This window comes from Algoriphagus vanfongensis DSM 17529 (genome assembly GCF_000429465.1).
GTDB classification, from domain to species: Bacteria; Bacteroidota; Bacteroidia; order Cytophagales; family Cyclobacteriaceae; genus Algoriphagus; species Algoriphagus vanfongensis.
The window spans coordinates 798,824-820,094 of sequence record NZ_AUBX01000010.1 but is presented as its reverse complement, the minus strand read 5'-3'; the positions used below and the strand labels follow the sequence as shown (position 1 = coordinate 820,094).

At 41.0% G+C, this 21,271-nt stretch carries 19 protein-coding genes; 14 read left to right on the top strand and 5 right to left on the bottom strand.

What is annotated here, in order from left to right; all coding sequences use genetic code 11:
* The first annotated feature begins 141 nt into the window (after window positions 1-141).
* The gene (locus G460_RS0108760) at window positions 142-1,704 is read left to right on the top strand and encodes a GmrSD restriction endonuclease domain-containing protein (protein WP_026954995.1); all 1,563 of its coding nucleotides are present in this window, start codon (window positions 142-144) and stop codon (window positions 1,702-1,704) included.
* A 46-nt stretch (window positions 1,705-1,750) separates the two neighbouring features.
* Here the strand turns inward: G460_RS0108760 and G460_RS0108755 are convergent, their stop codons facing one another.
* Entirely contained in the window at window positions 1,751-2,197 is a 447-nt protein-coding gene (locus G460_RS0108755) for a thermonuclease family protein (protein ID WP_026954994.1), read from the bottom strand.
* A gap of 84 nt (window positions 2,198-2,281) precedes the next feature.
* On the opposite strand from G460_RS0108755, the gene G460_RS0108750 reads away from it, so the two are divergent.
* Entirely contained in the window at window positions 2,282-3,160 is an 879-nt protein-coding gene (locus tag G460_RS0108750) for a HEPN domain-containing protein (RefSeq protein WP_026954993.1), read from the top strand.
* Here the strand turns inward: G460_RS0108750 and G460_RS21695 are convergent.
* Window positions 3,153-3,395: a helix-turn-helix domain-containing protein gene (locus G460_RS21695; RefSeq protein WP_051315983.1), complete on the bottom strand. Its 243-nt coding sequence runs from the start codon at window positions 3,393-3,395 to the stop codon at window positions 3,153-3,155. The two genes, G460_RS0108750 and G460_RS21695, sit on opposite strands and share 8 nt — an antisense overlap.
* A gap of 553 nt (window positions 3,396-3,948) precedes the next feature.
* On the opposite strand from G460_RS21695, the gene G460_RS0108740 reads away from it, so the two are divergent.
* The 3 genes from G460_RS0108740 (at window position 3,949) to G460_RS0108730 (ending at window position 10,578) form a co-directional block, all read left to right on the top strand.
* Window positions 3,949-5,958, top strand: a complete 2,010-nt coding sequence (locus G460_RS0108740; RefSeq protein ID WP_084421216.1) for a TlpA family protein disulfide reductase — start codon at window positions 3,949-3,951, stop codon at window positions 5,956-5,958.
* A complete protein-coding gene (locus G460_RS21690) occupies window positions 5,955-9,173 on the top strand; it encodes a SusC/RagA family TonB-linked outer membrane protein (protein WP_051315982.1) in 3,219 nt (1,072 codons plus the stop codon). The genes G460_RS0108740 and G460_RS21690 overlap by 4 nt, the downstream gene beginning before the upstream one ends.
* Window positions 9,174-9,246: 73 nt before the next feature.
* A complete protein-coding gene (locus G460_RS0108730; RefSeq protein WP_169817505.1) occupies window positions 9,247-10,578 on the top strand; it encodes a RagB/SusD family nutrient uptake outer membrane protein in 1,332 nt (443 codons plus the stop codon).
* An 82-nt stretch (window positions 10,579-10,660) separates the two neighbouring features.
* Here the strand turns inward: G460_RS0108730 and G460_RS0108725 are convergent, their stop codons facing one another.
* Together G460_RS0108725 and G460_RS21685 are read right to left on the bottom strand one after the other, a co-directional pair.
* The gene (locus G460_RS0108725; RefSeq protein WP_026954990.1) at window positions 10,661-10,912 is read right to left on the bottom strand and encodes a hypothetical protein; all 252 of its coding nucleotides are present in this window, start codon (window positions 10,910-10,912) and stop codon (window positions 10,661-10,663) included.
* A 560-nt stretch (window positions 10,913-11,472) separates the two neighbouring features.
* Window positions 11,473-11,922 carry a MauE/DoxX family redox-associated membrane protein gene (locus tag G460_RS21685; protein ID WP_084421224.1) on the bottom strand — a complete coding sequence of 150 codons (450 nt, stop codon included), beginning with the start codon at window positions 11,920-11,922 and terminating at the stop codon, window positions 11,473-11,475.
* 361 nt (window positions 11,923-12,283) lie between these two features.
* On the opposite strand from G460_RS21685, the gene G460_RS21680 reads away from it, so the two are divergent.
* The 3 genes from G460_RS21680 to G460_RS0108700 all read left to right on the top strand — a co-directional run bounded on the left by G460_RS21680 (window position 12,284) and on the right by G460_RS0108700 (window position 14,632).
* A complete protein-coding gene (locus G460_RS21680) occupies window positions 12,284-12,508 on the top strand; it encodes a hypothetical protein (RefSeq protein WP_035464140.1) in 225 nt (74 codons plus the stop codon).
* Window positions 12,509-12,795: 287 nt separating this feature from the next.
* Entirely contained in the window at window positions 12,796-13,935 is a 1,140-nt protein-coding gene (locus G460_RS0108705) for a sensor histidine kinase (protein ID WP_026954989.1), read from the top strand.
* Window positions 13,898-14,632: a LytR/AlgR family response regulator transcription factor gene (locus G460_RS0108700; protein ID WP_026954988.1), complete on the top strand. Its 735-nt coding sequence runs from the start codon at window positions 13,898-13,900 to the stop codon at window positions 14,630-14,632. The genes G460_RS0108705 and G460_RS0108700 overlap by 38 nt, the downstream gene beginning before the upstream one ends.
* Window positions 14,633-14,650: 18 nt before the next feature.
* Here the strand turns inward: G460_RS0108700 and G460_RS0108695 are convergent, their stop codons facing one another.
* A complete protein-coding gene (locus G460_RS0108695; protein WP_026954987.1) occupies window positions 14,651-17,269 on the bottom strand; it encodes a lantibiotic dehydratase in 2,619 nt (872 codons plus the stop codon).
* A 601-nt stretch (window positions 17,270-17,870) separates the two neighbouring features.
* Here G460_RS0108695 and G460_RS22860 point away from each other — a divergent pair.
* The 6 genes from G460_RS22860 to G460_RS0108665 all read left to right on the top strand — a co-directional run bounded on the left by G460_RS22860 (window position 17,871) and on the right by G460_RS0108665 (window position 20,850).
* On the top strand, window positions 17,871-18,065 hold the full coding sequence (locus tag G460_RS22860) for a hypothetical protein (protein ID WP_084421214.1): 195 nt from the start codon (window positions 17,871-17,873) through the stop codon (window positions 18,063-18,065).
* Between the two features lie 237 nt (window positions 18,066-18,302).
* The gene (locus G460_RS0108685; RefSeq protein ID WP_026954986.1) at window positions 18,303-18,953 is read left to right on the top strand and encodes a DUF6266 family protein; all 651 of its coding nucleotides are present in this window, start codon (window positions 18,303-18,305) and stop codon (window positions 18,951-18,953) included.
* 182 nt (window positions 18,954-19,135) lie between these two features.
* Window positions 19,136-19,882, top strand: a complete 747-nt coding sequence (locus G460_RS0108680) for a hypothetical protein (protein ID WP_026954985.1) — start codon at window positions 19,136-19,138, stop codon at window positions 19,880-19,882.
* Window positions 19,882-20,310, top strand: a complete 429-nt coding sequence (locus G460_RS21675; RefSeq protein WP_157366896.1) for a hypothetical protein — start codon at window positions 19,882-19,884, stop codon at window positions 20,308-20,310. The genes G460_RS0108680 and G460_RS21675 overlap by 1 nt, the downstream gene beginning before the upstream one ends.
* Complete coding sequence (locus G460_RS0108670) at window positions 20,286-20,495, top strand: hypothetical protein (protein ID WP_035464138.1); 210 nt, start codon at window positions 20,286-20,288, stop codon at window positions 20,493-20,495. The genes G460_RS21675 and G460_RS0108670 overlap by 25 nt, the downstream gene beginning before the upstream one ends.
* 103 nt (window positions 20,496-20,598) lie before the next feature.
* The gene (locus G460_RS0108665) at window positions 20,599-20,850 is read left to right on the top strand and encodes a hypothetical protein (protein ID WP_026954982.1); all 252 of its coding nucleotides are present in this window, start codon (window positions 20,599-20,601) and stop codon (window positions 20,848-20,850) included.
* The last annotated feature ends 421 nt before the right edge of the window (window positions 20,851-21,271 follow it).

The window sequence follows — 21,271 nt, the reverse complement described above, 5'->3', positions numbered from 1 at the left end:
AACAATGCCTTCACTTAATGCAGTGTAAAGTACTGATATGAAGTTAGTTACAATAAGAGCAAATAACAGCTATACGGTAAGAGAAGTGCCTAGAAATCCGGTACCACACATACACGAGACAGCTATAATGCATAATTGAAAATGGCAAAATCAAACTTAGTTAACCTTGATGCTCTTATAAAAAGAGAAGACTTTGGTATAACCGAAGAAGAGGAACACTTTGACAGTTTCGATAAATTATCTTTAAGAGATTTATCCCGAGGAGCTTTAATAGGACCAAATCTTAGAAAGCCTGATTTTCAGAGGGAGACTAATCATTGGACACCCAGTCAAGTTGTATCATTATTAGAGAGCTTTGTTTCAGGCGATCTCATTCCTGCAGTAATTCTTTGGAAATCTCCCACGTTTCTTTTCGTTATAGATGGCGGACATAGGCTAAGTGCAATTAAAGCTTGGATTGAGGATGATTATGGTGATGGACCGCTTTCCTATGAATATTTCGGAAGAGTCATTTCTCCTGAACAGCAAAGAATTGCTGAAAAAACAAGAAAACTAGTAGATAGACACATTGGGAGCTACAAACGTTTAGAGCAACAAAATGAACAACAAGATTTAGAAGCTAGCGAACGAAAAAGAATTAGTAGAATAATTTCTAGAGGAATACAAGTTCAATGGGTTAAGGGTGATGCTGATAAGGCAGAACATTCTTTCTTTAAGATTAATACTCAAGGAACTCCTTTGGATCCTATTGAAGAACTACTCCTAAAAAATAGGAATAAGCCAATTCCGATTTCGGCAAGGGCCGTTATAAGAGCAGGAACTGGTCATAAGTACTGGTCATTCTTCGAAGATCAAAACAAGACCAAAATTGTGGACTACTCCAAAAAATTTCATAAAATACTATTTGAGCCAGAGTTAAAGAGGCCAATTAAGACTCTTGATTTACCCCTAGGTGGGTCTAAAGGAATAAGAGATGCAATCCAAATTTTAATAGATTTGATGCTTATTTCGAACCGTAATCAGCAGGGTCTTCCTAAATTGGTCTCTGACCAAGATGATGATCTTACTGGAGAACAAACCATTTTTTCCCTTAAAAAGTCACTAAAATTAATAAGTCGAATTTCTGGAAATGATGGTGGTAGTCTAGGACTTCATCCAGCTGTTTATTTTTACGGCCCTTCAGGAAGACATTCAAGAGCTATGTTTCTTGGAATGGCAACACTTATTGCTCAAAAATTGGTTAATAATGATTCTGGATTTTTCACCAAATTCACCAGTGCCAGGGAGACATTAGAGAGAATTCTTGTTTCCAGAAAAGATTTGGTTGCTACTATTTTGCAAAAACATTTATCAAGAAAAAGAAATGCGATGTATGCAAAACTAATCGACGAACTTGTTAAGCACATCAGTCAAGGAGAAGAAATAACGGATTCGAAAATTGTTGAAATAACTGAATTAGAGGGAAAAATAGTTGTTGGTGATTTTGTGAGTACCGAACCCGCATTTAATGATGAAACCAAAAGCAAAACATTTTTAGATCGGGCACTTGAGTCAGCAATAAAGTGTCCAATCTGTAAAGGTTATCTAGATCCTGAAAAATCAATTTCTTATGACCATGTCATTAGACAAAGAGAAGACGGAACTGGTAATCCTGATAATTGTCAACTTACGCACCCTTATTGTAATCAATCAATTAAGAACTAAACGCCTTGTAACATTATTTGAAATCATAGTTGCACGAGGCATGCACCTACCTCTGTTGGCCTACCTGCATCTCCCTAAAAACCTCCACATACCTCACATTCGGGGGATAGGTGGCCATTCTTGCCAGTCCCATTTCCAGAAGGTGGGCATTTAGAAAAGTACTGTCTTCCAGATACACATAAGCAAGAGTCCGACCGTAGCGATCATATTTCTGCACATCATATTCCAGAAGCACTTTTTTTCCTTTCAGTAGGTTTTTCACATATTCCGAAGCTTCCTTTCCTCCTGGCTGCTCATCTGTCAGCCCTTCCCATTTCACTTCGGGAGTATCCACACCGATTAATCGGATCTTCTCAGCTTTTCCATTTTCCATCTTCACCCAAAAAGTATCCCCATCTACAAACTTGTGGATTTTGTAGGGACCATGACGCTCTTGGGCAAAAAGGGAAGTGAAGAGCAGAATCAATAAAAATAGCAGGATATACTTTCTCATAAGTTCTAAAAAATGGTTCACCTAATTTAATCATAATGGCTGAATCTCCTAGACTATTAAGTGCAATTTCCTTACTTTCAAAGTATGGATTTAAGCAAAAAACTTTCCCATTTGCCGCAGAAGAAGCAGGTTGAAATTGCCAAAGCTTTGGAAATTATCTTGGAGATTGCAAACCCGGAGAAAGTTATACTTTTTGGCAGCTATGCTAAAGGGAAATGGGTGGATGACATTACTGTGGAAAATGGTGTAACGTTCGTTTACCGAAGCGATTTCGATTTTCTGGTTGTCACAAATGACAACTCAGTGAAGGAGTATGAGCTGAAAAGTAAAATTGAGAATAAGGCTAATACCTCAGTAATGGGGATTGTAAGTGCATTGGTTCACAGTATCGACTACATAAATGAAGGGCTTTCATTTGGTCAGTATTTTTTCAAACAGATTATTGAAGAAGGTATCTTGCTCTTCGAATCTGGTAATGTCCAATTTGTTGAGCCTGATGAACTGACTCCCTTACAATTAAAAGATAGAGCTCAGGGATACTTCAATATTTGGTTTACAATGGGGAATGACTTCTTATTTGATGCACCAAGTGCCTTAGAAAGAAAAAGTTATAGAGTTTGTAATTTTTATCTACATCAGGCTGTAGAGCATTTTTATGCTGCTATTTTACTTGTTTTCACTGGATACAAGCCTAAATCCCATAATCTTCAAAATTTGCGTGAATACTCAAAGTATTTAAGTACTGATCTCTATAATTTGTTTTTTTCAGAAACTGATGAGCATTTTGAGTCTCAAACCTTTAAAAATTTAAAAAAGGGATATATTGATGCAAGATATAAACTCGATTATCAGATTACAGAGTCAGAAACAATTGAGATGCTAGAAGTAGTAAGAAAGATGCAATCTCTAATAGAAGATTTATGCTTAAATGAACTTAATCGATTAAATCACTTAGTTATTTGACTTTCTTTTCGTAATCAAGTAATTCCTGAACAGATAATTCTAAAGATTTTGCAAGTTGTACCAAATTGTAAGCTGTAGGATTAGCTCCTTCAGTTTCGTATCTACTTATTACTTGTTTGTCCTTACTCCCTAATCTAATACCAAGTGCTGCCTGGCTTAAACCAAGCTCTTCTCTCCTAAGTTTTATTTTCTCACCTAATGCTATTCGAAACCCATTCAGATCTACTTCTTCCATGATTTGAAACTCACTAAAGAAGATTTAAAATAGGTCAACATAAATGTTGACATTACTGATCTTTTTTATATATTTGGTTACTTATCATCCTCGTTGCCGGTCTGAGAAGCCTAAAAATTCAGGATGATGGTCAAATTGATTTTCGACATTGGAAGTGCAGCCTCCTATTTTATTCGAGGCTCGGGCATCTTCTCAGGCCCCAGCAATGGGAAACGGAGGCTAGCACTTCCGACACATTTAATCATATGTTTGCCTGCGCAGCAGGAAGCGGGCTCTATGGATTTATTGTTTCCATTGAAGCCCAAGAACCCTATTTAAAACTAAGCACTTTTTCTCCCTGATTGCTTCTGCCAGGACCTTGTACACTCCAGCAGGACGATCCTACGAATCAGGGAGTGACGAATCCCGATAATATCGGAATGATGGTAAAGACCCGCTGCAGAGGAGTCTAACGCGCCATTACACCACACATTTCTTACATAATTTAAAAAGCCCCTGGTGGCTTAATGGGATTGGATTGTCCTTTTCCGATGCTTACAGGGCATTTCAAAGCATGAAAAAATTACTGCTCATTTGCTTAATGGGATACCTATGCCTTCCCATAAGCACACTCATAGCACAAGTTGCTGATCCACCCGGGGCGGATTTACTTCTTCATAGGTCTATGCCCCATCGGGGCGGGGATTCCCGCTCCGATACTTTCCTAAGCGTCACCTCACAAGAAATCGACGGCGGACCTATTCTTCTGCCTGCCCGCTGTGGCGGGTCCTCTGCCTGCCCGCCGTGGCGGGTCTCCGGTCTTCCGTCTCAAAAGGGATTTAGTTTAATTGATAGCGACCAAGACATGAGGATAGGGTTGGAGCACTCTAGTTTCCAATCCGCCTCTGTCTCAGTCTCCGGTATTCCTATCAATTCGGATCGAGAATCTGATCCTCAGAAACCAACAACCCAAAGTCTTGGGTCTTATGTTTTGGGTCTAGATACGAATATTAGTTTAGTTGATGACTCTATTTCCCAAGGGCAGGAGAAGAGGGATAGTCAGGCTGTTATTTGGGGAAGAATTTCCGAGTATGGTGATCGAAATCAAGTCAGGCTTCAAGTTTATCCTGAGTATTTCTTTGACTCTCCTAAAGCCCCGGGAGCCAACCTGCTCTACATTCCACTGAAATTGGGCAACATCATGGAAGGAGCCTATCCGAAGTCGCGCTCCTTTCAGTACAACCTCCAACCTGAAAATGAACCACAATGGATCTCTCTCTCACTGGGCGAGTCTGTTCCCTTCATCAAGCGGTTTCGGATTGATTCTGGAGATACTGTTCAGCTATTCTTGAATCTAGAATCCAATTCTTTGGTATTCTCGGGACCATCAGCAGCCAAATTCCGACTTCAGCAGGATCTACATCGGTTAGAGGAAGAAGCCCAAGTTCAGACTAGGCCTGTCCTCTGGACCCAAAATCCGGATCAGGTACTTAGCGATTCTACTTACGCCGCTCAGTTTGAGGAGGCCAAAGCAGCGGCAGGCCCCCTGTTGGAAATCAAAGCGCGAAGTATTCAAGATTTAATAGAATTGGAGGAAAAGGATCTGTATAGTCAAAACGGGCTCATGCACCGATCCTGGGACTTGATTCATTCCTATCGAAATCAATTATCAGACTCACTTTTAGAATTTTTCAGAAATGAAGTAGAACTAAGAGAGTGGAGAAAATACCTGCTGAGCATCAATAGCAACCTATTGTATGCAAGAAGGGAGGGGAAAGACCAAGAATTCCTAAGTAAGGTGATCCATTTATCCAGAAATAAAATAGATGCCATACAACCCATTATAAGCAAGGGGATAAGTCCCTATTCTGCTGAAATGATGGACTTGTTGGATGCCCAGTCCAGATTGGAGGCAGGAATAGCCGGCACAGATCGATATACCCATTATCCGATAGAGGATCATTATTGGAATGACAAAATGCTCGTCCGTCTTTTTTATGACAATTTCAATAGGGTCCCCAACGCTACAGCATACTTAAGTTCACAGCTGGAGACACTTCGGGATTCCCGATATAAGAGCTGGTTGGAATATCTGCTAAGACTGAAAGGAGACGGACAGCTTATCTCAGGATTTGAGTTCCTGGATAAACAGGGGGAGCTAAAAACCTTTGAGGAAATTGCAAAAGGGAAGATAATACTTCTTGAATTTTGGATTTCGGGATGCAAGGCTTGCTTGGCATTTAACGAAAACACCCTGACTAAAATCAAAGAAGAATTTGCTCAGGATCCCCGCGTCCAAGTAGTGACAGTTTCTGCCGATTTTACCAAAGAACTTTGGATATCGGGTCTAGAGTCTGGAAAATATACACAGGAAGAGTTTGTCAACCTTTACACAGGTTCACTTAACCGCAAACATCCCTTTCTTATTCAATATGGCATCAGTTCATTTCCAAACAGAATCTTGCTGGATGGAGATGGAAGAATCATTCAAGCCTCTCAGGTTCCTTTTTTATCTGAAGAGCTGATTCCGCTATTGCAATACTATTTGAATAATTCTCAACCCAAACCCCAATCCACTTTATGAAAAGGATTTTATTTATTTGGCTGGCAGGATTGCTTTTGATACTTCATGGATCCGTATTTGCCCAGGAGCTCATTCGGGGTGTCGTTTTTGACAAAGAGTCCAATGAGCCGCTACCGGGAGCCACTATTCGAGTTGAAGGAAAGCAAACTCTAACTATTTCTGATGAAAAAGGAGAGTTTTCTCTTTCCCTTTCACCGGGTCAGTACCGATTGATGTTCAGTTTTATTGGTTTTGAAGAAGAGAGCATTGCTTTATCCGTTCCGAGTGATGAGTTCCTTGTTGTCAACTTGCTTGCCTCCGACTTACAGCTTCAAGGAATTGATGTACTTGCCACAGGCTATCAGGAATTACCTAAGGAAAGAGTAACAGGGTCCTTTGTCGGCATCGATGAGGAACTGATCAATCGTAGTGTGAGCTCAGATATTATTTCCAGGCTCAACCATGTTACATCAGGACTTTTGGTAAACCCCCGTGCAGGAAATGATGATAGGATATCCATTCGGGGAAAGAGTACTTTTTTTGCGAACTCCCAACCTCTGATTGTGGTGGATAATTTCCCTTATGACGGGCCTTTGGAAAATATCAATCCCAATGATGTAGAACAAATCACCATACTCAGAGATGCCGCAGCAGCTTCAATTTGGGGCGCCCGTGCCGGCAATGGCGTAATCGTCATCACCACCAAAAATGGAACATACGAACAGCCACTACGGGTTTCTTTCAATGCCAATGTGAACCTGTATGAAAAACCAGATGCCTTTTATGCCCAGAATATGAGTCCTTCAGATTTTTTGGAAGTCGAGCATTTGCTGTACTCACGTAACTTTTACAATTCAGCAATCAATTCCCAAAATAAAGATGCCATTACCCCTGGCGTGGAGATATTTCATGCACTTCACAATGGGGAACTGACCCAGGATGAGGCAGACCGACAATTGGCACTTCTCCGTTCACAGGATCTGAGAAACGACATCAATCGCTACCTCTATCGACCCCAGCTAGATCAGCAATATGCACTACAGGTTTCCGGCGGAGATCGAAGGCAGCGCTTTGGGGTTTCATTGGGCTATGATCAAACCCGGGAAAATGTCCAGGCAAACGATAGGTACCGAATTACTTTTAAGGGCAATCAGGAATTCAAGCTTTGGAAGGACCGGGTGACCTTTTCCAATCAGATTGCCCTGATCAGAAACCAATCGATAGTCAGAAATCAGGGAGTGGCTGGATTGAACTTCTCTGGTTTGACGGAAACCTATCCCTATGCCCGTCTGGCAGATGAGGAGGGGAATCCCCTCACAGTGGTAAGGGATTTCAGAATGAGCTTTGTACAGGAAGCCAGGGAGCAGGGTTTGTTAAACTGGGAGTATTCTCCCCTCGGGAATATAGGGCAGACAATCAATACCAATACCTCGAGTGAATTTCGGTGGACAAGTGCACTCATCATCCAACCTGTAAAAGGAATCACTGCAGAGCTCAGTTACCAATACTGGTCAAACAACCAGACTACCGAAGGCTTCAATAGTCAAGAAAGTTATTTTACCAGAAATCTGATCAATACCTACAGCCAGATCAGAAACGACGGCTCTTTGGTATATCCTGTTCCACTCGGGGCAATCTTGGATAGAATGTCAAATGAAGGGGAAAGCCATCAGTTTAGAGGCCTAGTCCGCTATGCCGGTTCTTTTGGAAAACATCAGATCAATGCGCTAGGTGGTTTTGAAGCCAAGTATTACCAGTTGAATGGCTATTCTGCCAGGTACTATGGGTACAATCCCCAGCTGGCCAGCAGTATCCCCGTGGACAACATCAACACCTATCCTTACTTTTACAACCCGTCTATATCACAGGTGATACCTGTTGGATCAGGGTTGTCAGATTTGACGGATCGATTCATCTCCTATTATGGAAATGCTGGATATACCTATGACAATAAAGTCGATTTGACTATAAGTGCCAGAAAAGACCAATCCAATCTGTTTGGTGTTCGTGCCAATCAAAGGTCAGTGCCGCTTTATTCCATAGGGTTGGGATGGACCATTAGTGAAATGAGTTTTTTCCGACGGACCCAGCTTCCATACCTGAAAATACGGTCTTCCTATGGCTATAATGGGAATATAGATAAAACACTCACGGGTGAGACTACTGCTTTGTTTTTAACCAGTTCAGCTTTTGGATTTAATCCTGGTCTTCCCTATGCAAGAATCCTGAATCCGCCATATCCAGATCTGCGCTGGGAACGCATCAGGATTGTCAACTTCGGTTTGGATTTTGAAACCAAAAATTCCAGAATATCCGGATCAGTAGAATACTATGTAAAAAATGGACAGGATCTGATTGCAGACACTCAGCTTCCCCCTTCCAGTGGATTAGATTCTTTTCGTGGCAATTCAGCCAATACAAAGGGGAAAGGATGGGATATCGTATTGAATTCAAGAAACATTGTGAGTTCATTGACTTGGGATACCCAATTGCTTTTCAGTACAAACAATGAAACGGTGAGCCAATACTTATTGGAGGAGCCGATTTCCACTGTGCTTTCCAATGGTGCAGCTGGGTTTGGTAGAGTGTATCCAGTAGAAGGATACCCCTTGTATTCGATGTTCAGTTATCCATGGGCAGGACTCAATCCGGATAATGGGAACCCTCAGGGTATCTTGGATGGTAGTCCCTCGGAAGACTTTACTTCTATTATTCGGGAATCCGGAATAGATGACTTGGTTTTTCATGGCTCGGCCAGACCGACTGTATTTGGTTCTATTCGAAATACACTTGGATGGAAAGGAGTTAGCCTGTCTTTTAATATTACCTACAAATTGGGTTACTATTATCGACGCAATTCTGTACTCTACAACTCCTTGCTGAGGGGAAACCCGGGTCATGCTGACTATGCGCTGAGATGGCAAAATCCGGGAGATGAGTTATCTACAAATGTACCTTCAGTCCCGGGCAACCCAAATCTCAACAGAGACAATCTGTACCGTTATTCCGAAGCATTGGTAGAAAAAGGAGACCATATTCGTTTTCAGGATATCAGTTTAAGTTACCGTTTTCAAAATTCCTTTGTGAAGACGAAGGTTTTAGACAATCTGGAAATCTATTCCTATATCAATAACCTGGGAATCCTTTGGAAAGCATCCTCTGATCCGCTGGATCCGGAATTCAGAAACCTGAATCCTATGCGATCCTTTTCTCTTGGGCTAAGAGGTAGTTTCTAATCTGTAAGTATCGAACAACATCTTCTATTTAAAAGAATTAAGCATGATTATAAATCTAAAAAATAAGCTATGGATGATGACCATTGTCCTGATTTGGGGCTGTTCGGGATTTCTGGACGAGCGACCCAACAAAGAAATTCTGATCCCAACCTCCGAACAGGACATCAGGTCTTTGTTGGACAATGACAGCGAGCTCAATCTGGTGCCCTCATTCGGGTTATTGTCATCAGATGATCTGATTATGACCGATGACGGATATGCTTCACTTAGGACGGAGGAAGAGCAAAATGCCTATCTATGGAGGGAAAACATTTGGCCAGCTAACAGCGGCGCAGATTGGTCCAGAATTTACCGCATAATTTTTATCGCCAATGTAGTCTTGGAACAAGCAGAAAAACTGCCTGAAAGCGAAGAATTATCCAAAATGAAGGCCGAGGCTTTTTTTCATAGAGCTCATGCACACTTTATGCTTGCACAAGTCTTTTCACCTCACTATGAGAAGGGGGTTAATGATCAGGATTTGGGGATACCGTTACGGATGAATTCAGAAATTCTGGAGAGATCTCCCAGGGTAGCCCTTCAAACCTACTATGAAGCAATATTGAAAGATTTGGATCAGGCATTTGAATTCCTGCCAACTTTTGAGAATATCAAAACCCGTCCCACTCAATTGGCTGTAAGAGCACTTCAGTCAAGGGTATTGCTCACTATTGGGGAATACGACTTGGCTGAAGCAGCTGCAGATTGGGTGATCAGCCGGCCGGAAGTCTCATTGCTCAATTATGAAAGCTTGAATTCAGATTTAAATTATCCCTTTGTCAAGTACAATGAGGAAGTGATTTTTCATTCCGTATTGATTTCCCACGGATATGCCAGCGTTTCAAACGTTCAGGTTTGGATAAATCCATATATCATTGAAAGCTACCAAGACGGGGATTTGAGAAAACCATTGTTTACCGATCTTCGACCAAATGGCGGATATACATTTAAGGGACAATATTCAGGCAATTTTTCTCGGTTTGGAGGTTTGGCATTGGATGAGATTTACTATATAAAAGCAGAATGCCTTGCCAGGAGAAATCAAATTGGAGATGCAAGTTCTCTAATGAATCAGCTGCTTGAAACTCGATATGCTGCCGGGCATTTTGTCTCTCAAGAGTTTGGTGCCGGACAGGAACTCTTAGAATGGATTTTGGAGGAGAAAAGGAAGAGTCTGGTGTATAGAGGAATCAATTGGATAGATCTCAGACGTTTAAATAAAGATCCTGATTTTCAACGGGTCCTAGTTCGGCAGATCAACGGAGAGACGGTGACATTGAATCCCACGTCTAAAAAGTACGTGCTTCCCATCCCGGAAAACGAATTAGCATTAAATCCCATTTCTCAAACAGATAGGAAGGATTAGGGATGAATTTCAAAGGGTAAATCGCCTAGAACAAAGCATTGGTGAACAGTTGGGAAAGGGGAGGACTAGCCTCCCCAACCTTTCATCTCAGATCAATGAAAGTGCCTGATTGCACAACCGTGCCATTTGGAGCGTCATATAGGCAATCCCCTGAGGAATCGCAATCATAATCTACACCTGGCTGCCAGGTGGTCACATTGATGAATTCACCGGGGTTTTCTGGATCTTCAGCATACAACTGATTGGCCATGGGATTGGCAAAATTCATTGCCATAGCTAAGGTTGCTCCCAACACCAAAGCCAGTGCTGGAAGTAGTTTTGATAATTTATTCATTGTTTTTGACCCTTTTTTAACGAATCAAAAAGGGACAAACCGTTTCGGTTGTTTGCCTACTCGGTTAAGGGTTTTCGGCATCTCCCTTTCAGAGGCTCATTGGGCACTAGCCTGTCTCTTACCCCAGGCTATTAAGAGAAATGAGACTCTTTCTAGTCTTTTTTGCAGCCCAATCCTTGCCTTTGAAGGGCTGTGGAGCAGTGTAGCAACGCACTGCTCCAATTTTCTTATCATCTTTCGGGGAAGCCCTAACTCATTCGTATATAATGTGATATGTCCAATTTGAGGCTCGTAAATGTCCCTGTGAGTATAAGCTATTCATACAATCAAGCTTCAGTTCATATGAAAGGTGTTGTACGAATTCATTCCTTTTAATTGGAATTTCGGAATAGCAAATCCACATGGCAGGAGACGATGCTTGTATCGAAAAATTTCGGGGATTGTGTAAAGTATAAGTCTTCCCAAAATAATCCGTGAAGGGAACATTTGATTTGAAATTCAGATAGGCGCTGGTGTTAGCGACACAGAATTCAAAGTCATTGGTGTGATATTTTTGATGATTATTCCCAATCTGCACCGCCGCTTCCACATTCTTCCAGCCGCAATCCCAATACAGCAATTCCTATCAATAGTAAGTTGAAATAGAAATGCTCCGCCCAACTCAGACTCTCCAAAACCCCCGCACAGCTACAAGGCACTCTGGGAAAAGCTCCCACCCAGATCAGTCCCACATAAGTGATGAATATCGCTAGCAAAAGAATACTGCCTAGGTATCCCCACCATCTGCTTGCTGAAAAGAGTAAGAGCAGGGCGAGTAGCAACTCTACTCCAGGAATAGCGAATGCCAATATTTCCTCCAATTCATTTGGCATAGGTTGATTCAGGAATGCCCTACGGCTATCTCTGAACTGAATCAGTTTTTCTAAGCCAGTGTAGCCCCATACAAAAGTTAAAACACCTGATGGCCAATAGATAAAATTCAAATTCCCCTTCATATTCTTACTGCTCATATCGGGATAAAATTCTGTCTGTTTCACAAAGCCTGAAAGGAAAGGGTAAAAACAGCATTCAAATAGGTAAAAACAGCTTAGATAAGGGTAAGATTGGTGAAGGAAGAATTACAATAACTGAGGTAGTTTGGTTGCCTTATCAAGGAAATCAGAGACTTTTATTATAATCAGTTGGTCGTCCATTTTGTATTGTTTACTAATAAATACTTACCCCCTTATTTTTTATAAGTAATTCCTTGTTAGTTACTTAACTTATGTTAACTTAACAGAATTATTTATTTTAAGTTTTTCGAAAAGCTGCGTATATGGTGGGCAAGCATTGCAAGGATTTAGCTTGCCTTTTGTGAAATTTTCCTGACAAATGGATTTAAAAGGTAGAATGGTGATTTATGCCCAGGATATCATGATTTTTACGGGAAGGAGCAGGTCGTTTGCATATAATGCATTGAATGAGGTGAGGAAGCAAATCGGCAAATCTAAATCCAAATTGCTGACATTTCAGGAATTTGCCGATTATCATGGTATCCCAGTCTCAGAATTGATTCAGTCAGTTCAAAAGGGAATCCAGAAAAAAAGGACCGGTTAATTTCCGATCCTAAACTGGGGGTTTCCCACCGGAATGACGATCCGGTTTCTGCCTACAAAGAGTGTAAATGGCTTCTGCCATTCTGATTTTAAAATGGGATGCTATCCCTGTCTGGAAGTTTTAAATCCTAGTAATGGTTGTAAGGCATTCCCGAAAAAAACTGGCTGTGACGGACCTTGTTTTTCCAGAATTCTTTGCTCCCAAAGGATTGATTCGCGTATTTTTCAAGGCTTTCTTGAATTGCTGATACGCATTTGTGTTTTTCATATGCTTTTATTTTGGTTCGGATGAAAACTACAATCATCAGTTTTCCTGAAAAAGAAACCGGTAAAATTGGTAGGGCTGGAGGAAAATTCGGTACAAAAGCGGGTAACTTCAGCTTTTTCAAGCTGGTTTGGAATTTTCCCATTTTATTCTTGGGTATTTTCTGGACAGTTTATTTTTTACTGGATCTGATAATCACTCTTCTACTGCTGCAATTATCTGTTGAGGATTATAGCATACCTCTTTTTCATTGGTTAGGAGGTTTTTTCATGATGGCGATGTATATAGGTTTAGTATTGCCCTTATTTTTTAAACAGAGAAAGAGGATTCTGGCCATGATTATTCTGACTGGATCGGGGGTAGTGTTTATCATTTTGAAATATGCGATCACTGCCGGCTATAATGCTTTAGGAGATATTTCGGTCAGATTTATAGTCTACGAATTTCTAAGACTCTTTCAGTACCTGTTTATAACAGGATTATATTGGAAAATGACTCAGGATATGGAAATTCAAAAACAAAATCTTGAGCTGAAGTTCGAAATGGAAACATTGGAGTTGGAAAGAAGAGCGATGAAAATGAGTCCTCATTTTTTTCTCAATATGCTGACCATTTCAATACACAAAGCAACTCAGGTCATCCCCGATTTTTGGGATATCTATGGAGATTTGATCAAACTTATCCGCTATTCTTTCAAAGATTATGATTTGCCCAATTCTCTGGAGGATGAGGTTTCGGCAGTTGCTACCTTTTTCAGGTGTCAGTCTAAAAGGTTTCGGTCAATGGCAGTGGATTTTCAATGTAATGTGCCCCGGGAATTGGCCAAAAGCTTGCCATTTCCAAAGCTGTGTCTCCTGACTGTAATAGAGAATTTGTTTTTCTACGGTGTTTATTCTGACGTAGATAGTCCTGCAGTAGTTTGTATTCACTTGATTGCAGATATCTCAGGAGTGAATACACTTTTTTTTAAAGTATCTAATCAAATCGATACTAGTAAAATTGAAAGAGGGCATGGGTTTGGACTAAACGCTTTAAAAAATATCATGAAATCCCAATTCGGGAAGAACTTTGAGATGAAAATTGAAGAAAAAGATCTTCACTATTCACTGGAAATGACTGTTTGCTATGGAAACTCAACCATTACTCAAAATCGGACTCATTGATGACGAACAGCATCAACTAGATTACTTGACTGATCAGATTTCACGTAACGAAGGGTATGAGGTGGCTTATGCCAGCACACAGCCCTTAGAAGCGCTCCAATGGATATTAAATAACCCATTAGATATTCTGATCCTTGATTTAATCATGCCCAAACTAGGTGGTTTGGAACTAGCCAAAAGAATTCAAGGACTACAAATCCCTATTATCATTTGTTCAGCTCATGGGGATTTAGCGCTGGAAGGGTATAAAATCAAAGCCTTAAGCTTTCTGGAAAAACCGTCATCACCGACAGACTTGACTGATGCGCTGGAATATGCCAGAGAAATGTCTGTAAAGTTTAATAGAAATAAAAGGATGTCCCAAGAAAGTATAATTGTGATTGGGAATAATAAGACTTTTGAAAAAGTAGTTATTCAAGCATCTGAGGTGTGTGTACTGGAGCAAAATGCTAAGTTCACTAAAATCCATTTAATAGGAGGCGAAATGGTGGAAGCAAAACAAACGCTGGACACCACACTTGAACAGATGAATAGTATGACTATGCTAAGAGTTCATAAATCATATGCTGTAAATGCAATATACCTCCATAAAGTAAAGGCGTATGAATGTGAGATGAAAAATGGAATAACTGCGCGAATTAGTAGATCCTACAAGAAAGATTTTTTTAAGCAGATTGAAAATGGTTTTTCTATTTAAATCAACGTGACTACTTCCTCAAGTTTCAGGTCGAAATGGAGGTGTAAAAGGTTGATTTGGATGAATCATTTTGGTAAGCCAATCTTTATTTGAAAGGTACTTCTCCCCATTTGGACCATATCTCCTTTTTCCTAATTCTCGGTATAACCGATACCATAGTTCAAGCTCAAATACCCGTGCATCTAAAGGGAAAAATCGATTTACCATCATATGCATATGATTGATTAAGAAATCTTTGGAGTAGCTGTTCCAGATATAAGGATGACTTCGTAGAATTTCAAGATATTTTCGCCCATTAAAACCAAAGGATTGATAGCTAGTCATATAGCTAAACCTAGATTTAAACTCACTTTTCAATTCACTATTGTGTGATTTACACAAGGACTTGAAATACTCAAAATATACATCAGCACCTCCTAAGCAGTAAATTATCCAAATCCAAAAACCTGAGAGAAAGTATAGTTTTTGCTGGTCGGGTAGCAGAAGGTTGAATTTGGACTCTTCGTGAAATCCAAATAAAAACTTGCTTTCCATACAGAACAGCTTTTGGGATTTTTTGTAATCCTCATAGCCGTATTTTTCAGTTTCAGGATAATAGAATGTTTTAGTCCAGGAAATTTGCTCCAGATCAAGATGGCTTGCAAGAGCTAGCATAAATTCTGCTACTTTCTTTGGAGTATAGATTCTCAAGCGGATTTCATGAACACCGGATTTTTGGTAAACCAGATAGTACCATTTCAATTTATATATATACCCCTTGTCATGGAAAAAATCCCGCAAGTATTCAAGTGTCTCCAAAAGGTCAGAATAAGGGGTTTTTAAAACCAAGTAAATCCAGTTTTGGTCTGAAAAATAAATGGGGTTAAAAGGAGTAAGAATTGGTTGATGGATTATTTTTTGACTTTGTCTATAAATGAACTGAGGGAAGAGGGGAATCCCCTGAGAATTGGAAATCAATTCAGAGTCAACCCAAGGAGCTTCATTTAAAGTCAAATCTCCAGATCTTTTGAGTTCTTGCCAAAGAATTTCCTGATCGATTGGATTTTCCTTTTTGATTAGCAATTCTCTATCTTCGGTTCCTGCCAAAAACAGAGGTGGGATTTCTTTCTGACTTAGAAAGTTGAGCAAAGAATCCTTTGTTTTAAACGAGGAGCTTTGGAGTTTACTGGATTTAGGCAAAAGGATCAAATCTCCCCATGTAAGTTCGGAGTTTGTTTCTGACATTTCCTCATTTGTAGTAAAGGCTATAAACTTGTAAGGGTTTTTTAGTGCAATATTCCATAAAAGTTTCATAATGGGATGGGAGATCTGATCTCCGTGGAGGGGATGAAGCACTATTGGGATAATTTCCTTTTGGCTATGGTTATGCAGAAGATAAACTCTATCCTCTTCTACGCCTACCCAAATATCCTCAAAGCCGATCTGATTTTCCGAAATTATTGGAAAAGGATTTATTTTCCAGTCAAACATGTCGGAGACATGGCAGATGGCTTGTGCTTTAGGAGATTCAAAAAGATCCAATTGTGCAAAAATCAACTCTTCGGAAGAGTAGATACTTTCCTTAAGACTATTTCCGTATTCTTGAAAATCAGGATATTGATTAAATCGGCCCAAGTAAGCAAAAGGGCGATTGCAGACCATGTTTTCAATAATAGGTTTCCCATCTGGACCTATCCTAAATACGAGTTGTATGTCATAAATGTCCTTGCAAATCGGTTTTGATGGATAGTGTTTTTTTAAATCCAATGATTCAGGATAATGGTTTTGTAAAAGAGGCTTTGAGAGATTTTTATTTTTCCCAAAGGTCATTTGGTTCTCCAAAAAGTCAGAGTCAGATAGGAGTGAGGAAAGACGAATTTGCCGATCTTCGTACTTTTCGAAAAACCATGAGGTAAAGTCTTTGAGGTAGAGATTTTTAGATTTAACAAACAAGTCCCCGGATTCAGCAACAAAACTATCTAAAATTGCTTTGACCTGATTTGATATACACATTGGGGCCTGAACTTCAGAATTGATGCTTTTGGTATAAGAAGGAATGTATTGATGACTTGGATATACAAAACCGGTTGAGACGAGTTCTTCCAATTCCTCTTCATCCAGGCTGGTTTTCTCTGGATCCAATTTATTCCCATGACTGTCCATGGATATATTGTGATATGCAATTGACAGAAAAGCATCAAGAAAATGATTGCTTTCAATTTTTGTTTGGCACCATTTGGAAAGGTGGATATCAAAGGTGAGCGCCTGATGATAGCCAAATCTGGATGTCAATCCAGGCATTGGTAGAAAAATTTGATCAGCTAGTTTTCCGTTCAATTTTTGAATGTCAGATGGCAGACTATTGTGAAATACTGGATTAAGGAAGGGAGGTCCCTGAGTCCGGTCTGACCAGGAAGCCAGTCCGGTCCCAGCCAATTTACCAAATGGAGTAGCTCTATATCTTCCTCGGATCAGGTACTTTCTTACTTTGATTTGTAATGCTAAGGGTAGGGATAAGTATGGCCTGTTATCTATGGAGTTGAAAAGATCAGGGCTGCTAGTTTCGATAGCATCAAGGACTCTTGGCCAATTGTACTCAGTTTGAATTGGATCATTGATGTCAAAATCAAACAGCGGAATTCGGAATATCAGATTCATGACTTTTTATTTTCCCAATTCTATTGCAATGAAAACGTCTGAAAAAGCTAGGGGAAAAAACAGCTGCGAATCGGGCCAAAATGACCTATCAAGAGGTAATTTCTGTAATAGGAAATGATCTTGAAATCCCTTTATAGGATTGTCAGCAATCTTGCCAGTAGCCAAATTTCCTTTGCGAATCGAGACGGAAGACCGATGACCGAAGTTTTCTTGAGTTGAACCTTGGTGCAGCTTTTAGACCGATTAAAATTCTTACTGGCAGAAAAGCGGATATACATATTCCTTTAAATATGGGTGTAATGGACCTCTAGTGAAAAGTAACAAAGGGTCAATTTTTGTCCGAAGATTCCAGATTTTCACTAAGAATCCACAAAATCCATAGAATCCACAAGGTTGTTTGATTTTTTAAAATCTCCTGTCACTTTAGCTCCCCGCAATTGCAAAGTCTGGATTCAGACAAATTTTAGAACCGGTGAGTCTTCCATGGATATGGAAAAGCCAGATGGCTTTTTTTAAGAAGCGTAGCAGAGCACTTTGCAAACGAGACTGCTACAGCTTTTAAGTGAATAAAAAACGTAAACATCTTTAATGCAAATAAATCATGAATACCAAGAGATGTGTTATCTACGCAAAAGACATCCAGCGGATAACCGGGCGTAGTGTACGCTACAGCCATGAGGTGATCCGTAAGATCCGTCAGTTGACCGACAAATCGAAGGGGCAATACGTGACGGTTGCCGAATTTTCGGCTTTTTCCGGAATTCCCGAGTCAGATGTTTCAGATTACTTGAACTGATCCCTGGCCCTACTGAAAGTAAACAGATTCCAGCCAAAGGAATCGCAAAGCTATACGAACCCGGGGCTTTGTTCGGACTTTGAACGGGCTCCCTACCGTCTGGCTACGGTCTGGGTATTACTGCCAGCAGCAGTAACCCGGTATTAACACGGTAACCAAACTGCAACATCAGTATGGCCGGCAAAAGTTGTCCAAGTACCAGACTACCTATTGTATTCACAAAACACCATCTAAGCTATGGCTCGATTAACACATCCTTTTCTAGGCCAGATTTCAGGGAAACTTGGCAACCTGGTCATTTACCAACTCAATGGAAAAACAATTGTCCGTGAGAAACCACAAAGGAAAAAAAGCTACCGGCCCACGGCCCTCCAGCGCCTGTATCAGCAGAAGTTCAAAGTGGCAACCGAAGCACTTCGACCCTTAAATCAAGTGCTGGATACCGGTTATGGAGAGTTTGTAACCTCAACCAAAAAGGGCTTTCACTTGGCACTCTCCCAAACGCTTAAATTCGCAATGTATGAAAATCAGAGTGTCCATTCTGTACAGTATGAATCCATTTTAATTTCTTCAGGATTTGTGAGCCCCGTTCTGAATCTTCAAGTGATCTGGACTGGTGCACGAGAGCTCAGCCTTCAATGGGAATCCCAGAGGAATCTTGGGAACTCCAAAGATTCTGATCTCAGCTGGATTGTACTCTATAATCCAGATCAGAAAATCGCCGAGGAGCTGATGGGAGCTGCCTTTCGTAGGAATCGATTCCAATCCCTCACCATTCCCTCAAGACTGAATCTGGCAGGAACCTACTTGTATATCTCTTTCTATCGTCAATTTTCGAAGAAAAAAAGGCGGTTTTCTGACTCGGTATGCATTCCATTGATGACATAAAGTCTGATAAGTCAAAGAGTCAAGGTCGGGAAAAATTTCTGACCTTTTTTTGTCCCAATCGTACCGCAATCAGTGCATGAAATGGCAGAGAGTGCAGTGATAAGCTAGGAATGCATGTTTAGTTGATAATCTTTTTTGAGGATCTGATCTTGGTCACATGTTTTACTAAAACCCATTGTATTATGGCAAAACAAGCGAGTATTATTACACTGAAAGGGAGGGTCGGGAGACTGTCCTTTTATAAGACCAAAGATGGTTATTTAGCCCGTGAAAAAGGCGGGGTGGAAAAGTCCAGAATCATGAACGACCCCCGCTTTGCCCGAACCCGGGAGAATATGCAGGAATTTACGGACAATGCTAACTCATCCAAGCTGGTGAAGGATGCCCTTAGACCGGTGATCTCCAAAGTGAGCGATCCGCGCCTGGGACTCCGTCTGAACCAGCAGATGATGAAAGTGCTCAAATCCGATGCATTGAGTGTGAGGGGAGAACGGAAGGTGAAAAATGGCAACTGGGATTTGCTGGGAGGAATGGAACTGAATATCCGGGCTTCCTTGTCAAGAACTTTGCTGTTTGATATCCGCGCATTGGATTCTCCGGCATCTTGGGAGGTTCAGATTCCTACCTTATTGCCTAGCGATGAGATAGCATATCCAACGGGGGCAGAAGGTTTCAGGATTATCGCAACTGGAGTGGGCTTGGATTTTGATGCCGGCACCCGTTCTACGGTAACGGTGACCACTCCGATCCTTCCAGTTTCGGCACCTGCAGAAGCCGCTGTACTTTCTATCGATAAATCACAGCTAAGTGGTACCCACTTCCTGTTTGTATTGAGTGTTGAGTTTTACCTCACGGTCAATAGCACGGATTACCATATGAACAACGGTGATCACAATGCAGGGAAGATAATGACTGTAAGTCAGGCCTGATGAGACTCTTATTGCAACGTAGCTATACTCCCCGGGGCAGCCTGGGGAGGCTACTCAAAGGAGGGAGGCAGCTTTGCTTCATCCGTGAAGCCCCCAAGGCCTGCTATGATCCAAGCTGCTATTGCATGGAGGAGGGAGTCTATCTGCTGGAGCCAGTACATAGCGAGGAGCATGGCTGGTCTATACAGGTGGGAGGTATCGGGAGGATCTGTTCCAAAGACGGAGCAAAAAGTCCCGGTCTGCATGAGTTCTGTCCTGTGACCTGCTATCGGGCAGATGGTACTCCCTTATTTACTCGCTTGGCTTTTCTGAAATTAATGGATGAGCTGACGCCCTATTGGGAAAGCGGGGAGTTGATCGAGTTACAGGTAGTTTCAAAGGGGATCCCATACCAATTGGAATCATGTCTGGCGCGGACCTATTGCTGAGTCTGGCCGGCGGGATCGTGATGATGCTTCTTTCGGTGATTGCTTATTTCCTGAAATTATTGATTCAGGATACCCGGCAGTTGAGTCAGGAACTGGCAAAGCTGAAAGAGCTCTTTATAAGACTCGAAGCAGAGCAGGTTCTGATGAAGGCAATGCTGCAGCGTACCCGTAGTCCCCCTAGTTAAGGAGGAAAAACTACTGTGGTCTGTTGATCCTCGACCGTGAACATCTAGCAACGGACATCGGACACCCGACATCGGGCAATAACAACATCTAAACAACAAAACAATGAACATACTCTCAGAAGTAAAATCACGGGCCTTGGCGCCCACGCCCCCTTTCTTTCAATTTTTGAAGAAGGCGGGATTGCTCATCGCAGCTATCGGCACAGCTGTGCTCACAGCTCCAGGGCTGGTGCCCGAGATCCTGCAGGAATATGCAGGCTATGCAATCACGGCAGGAACCATTTTGGTTTCCATCTGCCAGTTAACCGTAGATGAGCAGAAGCTGGAGGAAAGGTTACTCGATTCAGTTCAGTAAAAAATAATCTGAAATACTAGGTTCGGATTAAGCATTGGACTTCGCATTGAAAGTTTCATTTATGAGGGAATCAATTTCTTAACGAAGAAAACAAAACAATGCTATGGTGACTGACTTAGTTAATGAAAAGTGAGTGATTTTCGTCTTTTAATAAATAATCTAATTCATTTTTCAAGTTAAAGCCGAGTGAAGAGTCTTTACTCGGCTTTTATAGGCAGAATTTTCTGTTTTAAGTTCTTAGACAATCGATGGGTGAAATTATGAGTCACTTGATGTAGGGCTTTCAATCCGTTTTTGTTTTCAAAGATTGATAGTAATTGGGCTTTTTTGTGTCTATAGATCTGAATTGTAATTGTCTAGCTTTAATTGCAATATTAATACGCCAGCAATTAGGTTCAGGAAGCTTACATAACTAGATCCA

Coding starts and splice junctions, on each gene's coding strand:
- G460_RS0108760 (WP_026954995.1), top strand. CDS start 142: ATGGCAAAATCAAACTTAGTTAACCTTGATGCTCTTATAAAAAGAGAA.
- G460_RS0108755 (WP_026954994.1), bottom strand. CDS start 2,197: ATGAGAAAGTATATCCTGCTATTTTTATTGATTCTGCTCTTCACTTCC.
- G460_RS0108750 (WP_026954993.1), top strand. CDS start 2,282: ATGGATTTAAGCAAAAAACTTTCCCATTTGCCGCAGAAGAAGCAGGTT.
- G460_RS21695 (WP_051315983.1), bottom strand. CDS start 3,395: ATGGAAGAAGTAGATCTGAATGGGTTTCGAATAGCATTAGGTGAGAAA.
- G460_RS0108740 (WP_084421216.1), top strand. CDS start 3,949: ATGAAAAAATTACTGCTCATTTGCTTAATGGGATACCTATGCCTTCCC.
- G460_RS21690 (WP_051315982.1), top strand. CDS start 5,955: ATGAAAAGGATTTTATTTATTTGGCTGGCAGGATTGCTTTTGATACTT.
- G460_RS0108730 (WP_169817505.1), top strand. CDS start 9,247: ATGATGACCATTGTCCTGATTTGGGGCTGTTCGGGATTTCTGGACGAG.
- G460_RS0108725 (WP_026954990.1), bottom strand. CDS start 10,912: ATGAATAAATTATCAAAACTACTTCCAGCACTGGCTTTGGTGTTGGGA.
- G460_RS21685 (WP_084421224.1), bottom strand. CDS start 11,922: ATGAGCAGTAAGAATATGAAGGGGAATTTGAATTTTATCTATTGGCCA.
- G460_RS21680 (WP_035464140.1), top strand. CDS start 12,284: ATGGATTTAAAAGGTAGAATGGTGATTTATGCCCAGGATATCATGATT.
- G460_RS0108705 (WP_026954989.1), top strand. CDS start 12,796: ATGAAAACTACAATCATCAGTTTTCCTGAAAAAGAAACCGGTAAAATT.
- G460_RS0108700 (WP_026954988.1), top strand. CDS start 13,898: ATGGAAACTCAACCATTACTCAAAATCGGACTCATTGATGACGAACAG.
- G460_RS0108695 (WP_026954987.1), bottom strand. CDS start 17,269: ATGAATCTGATATTCCGAATTCCGCTGTTTGATTTTGACATCAATGAT.
- G460_RS22860 (WP_084421214.1), top strand. CDS start 17,871: ATGAATACCAAGAGATGTGTTATCTACGCAAAAGACATCCAGCGGATA.
- G460_RS0108685 (WP_026954986.1), top strand. CDS start 18,303: ATGGCTCGATTAACACATCCTTTTCTAGGCCAGATTTCAGGGAAACTT.
- G460_RS0108680 (WP_026954985.1), top strand. CDS start 19,136: ATGGCAAAACAAGCGAGTATTATTACACTGAAAGGGAGGGTCGGGAGA.
- G460_RS21675 (WP_157366896.1), top strand. CDS start 19,882: ATGAGACTCTTATTGCAACGTAGCTATACTCCCCGGGGCAGCCTGGGG.
- G460_RS0108670 (WP_035464138.1), top strand. CDS start 20,286: ATGTCTGGCGCGGACCTATTGCTGAGTCTGGCCGGCGGGATCGTGATG.
- G460_RS0108665 (WP_026954982.1), top strand. CDS start 20,599: ATGAACATACTCTCAGAAGTAAAATCACGGGCCTTGGCGCCCACGCCC.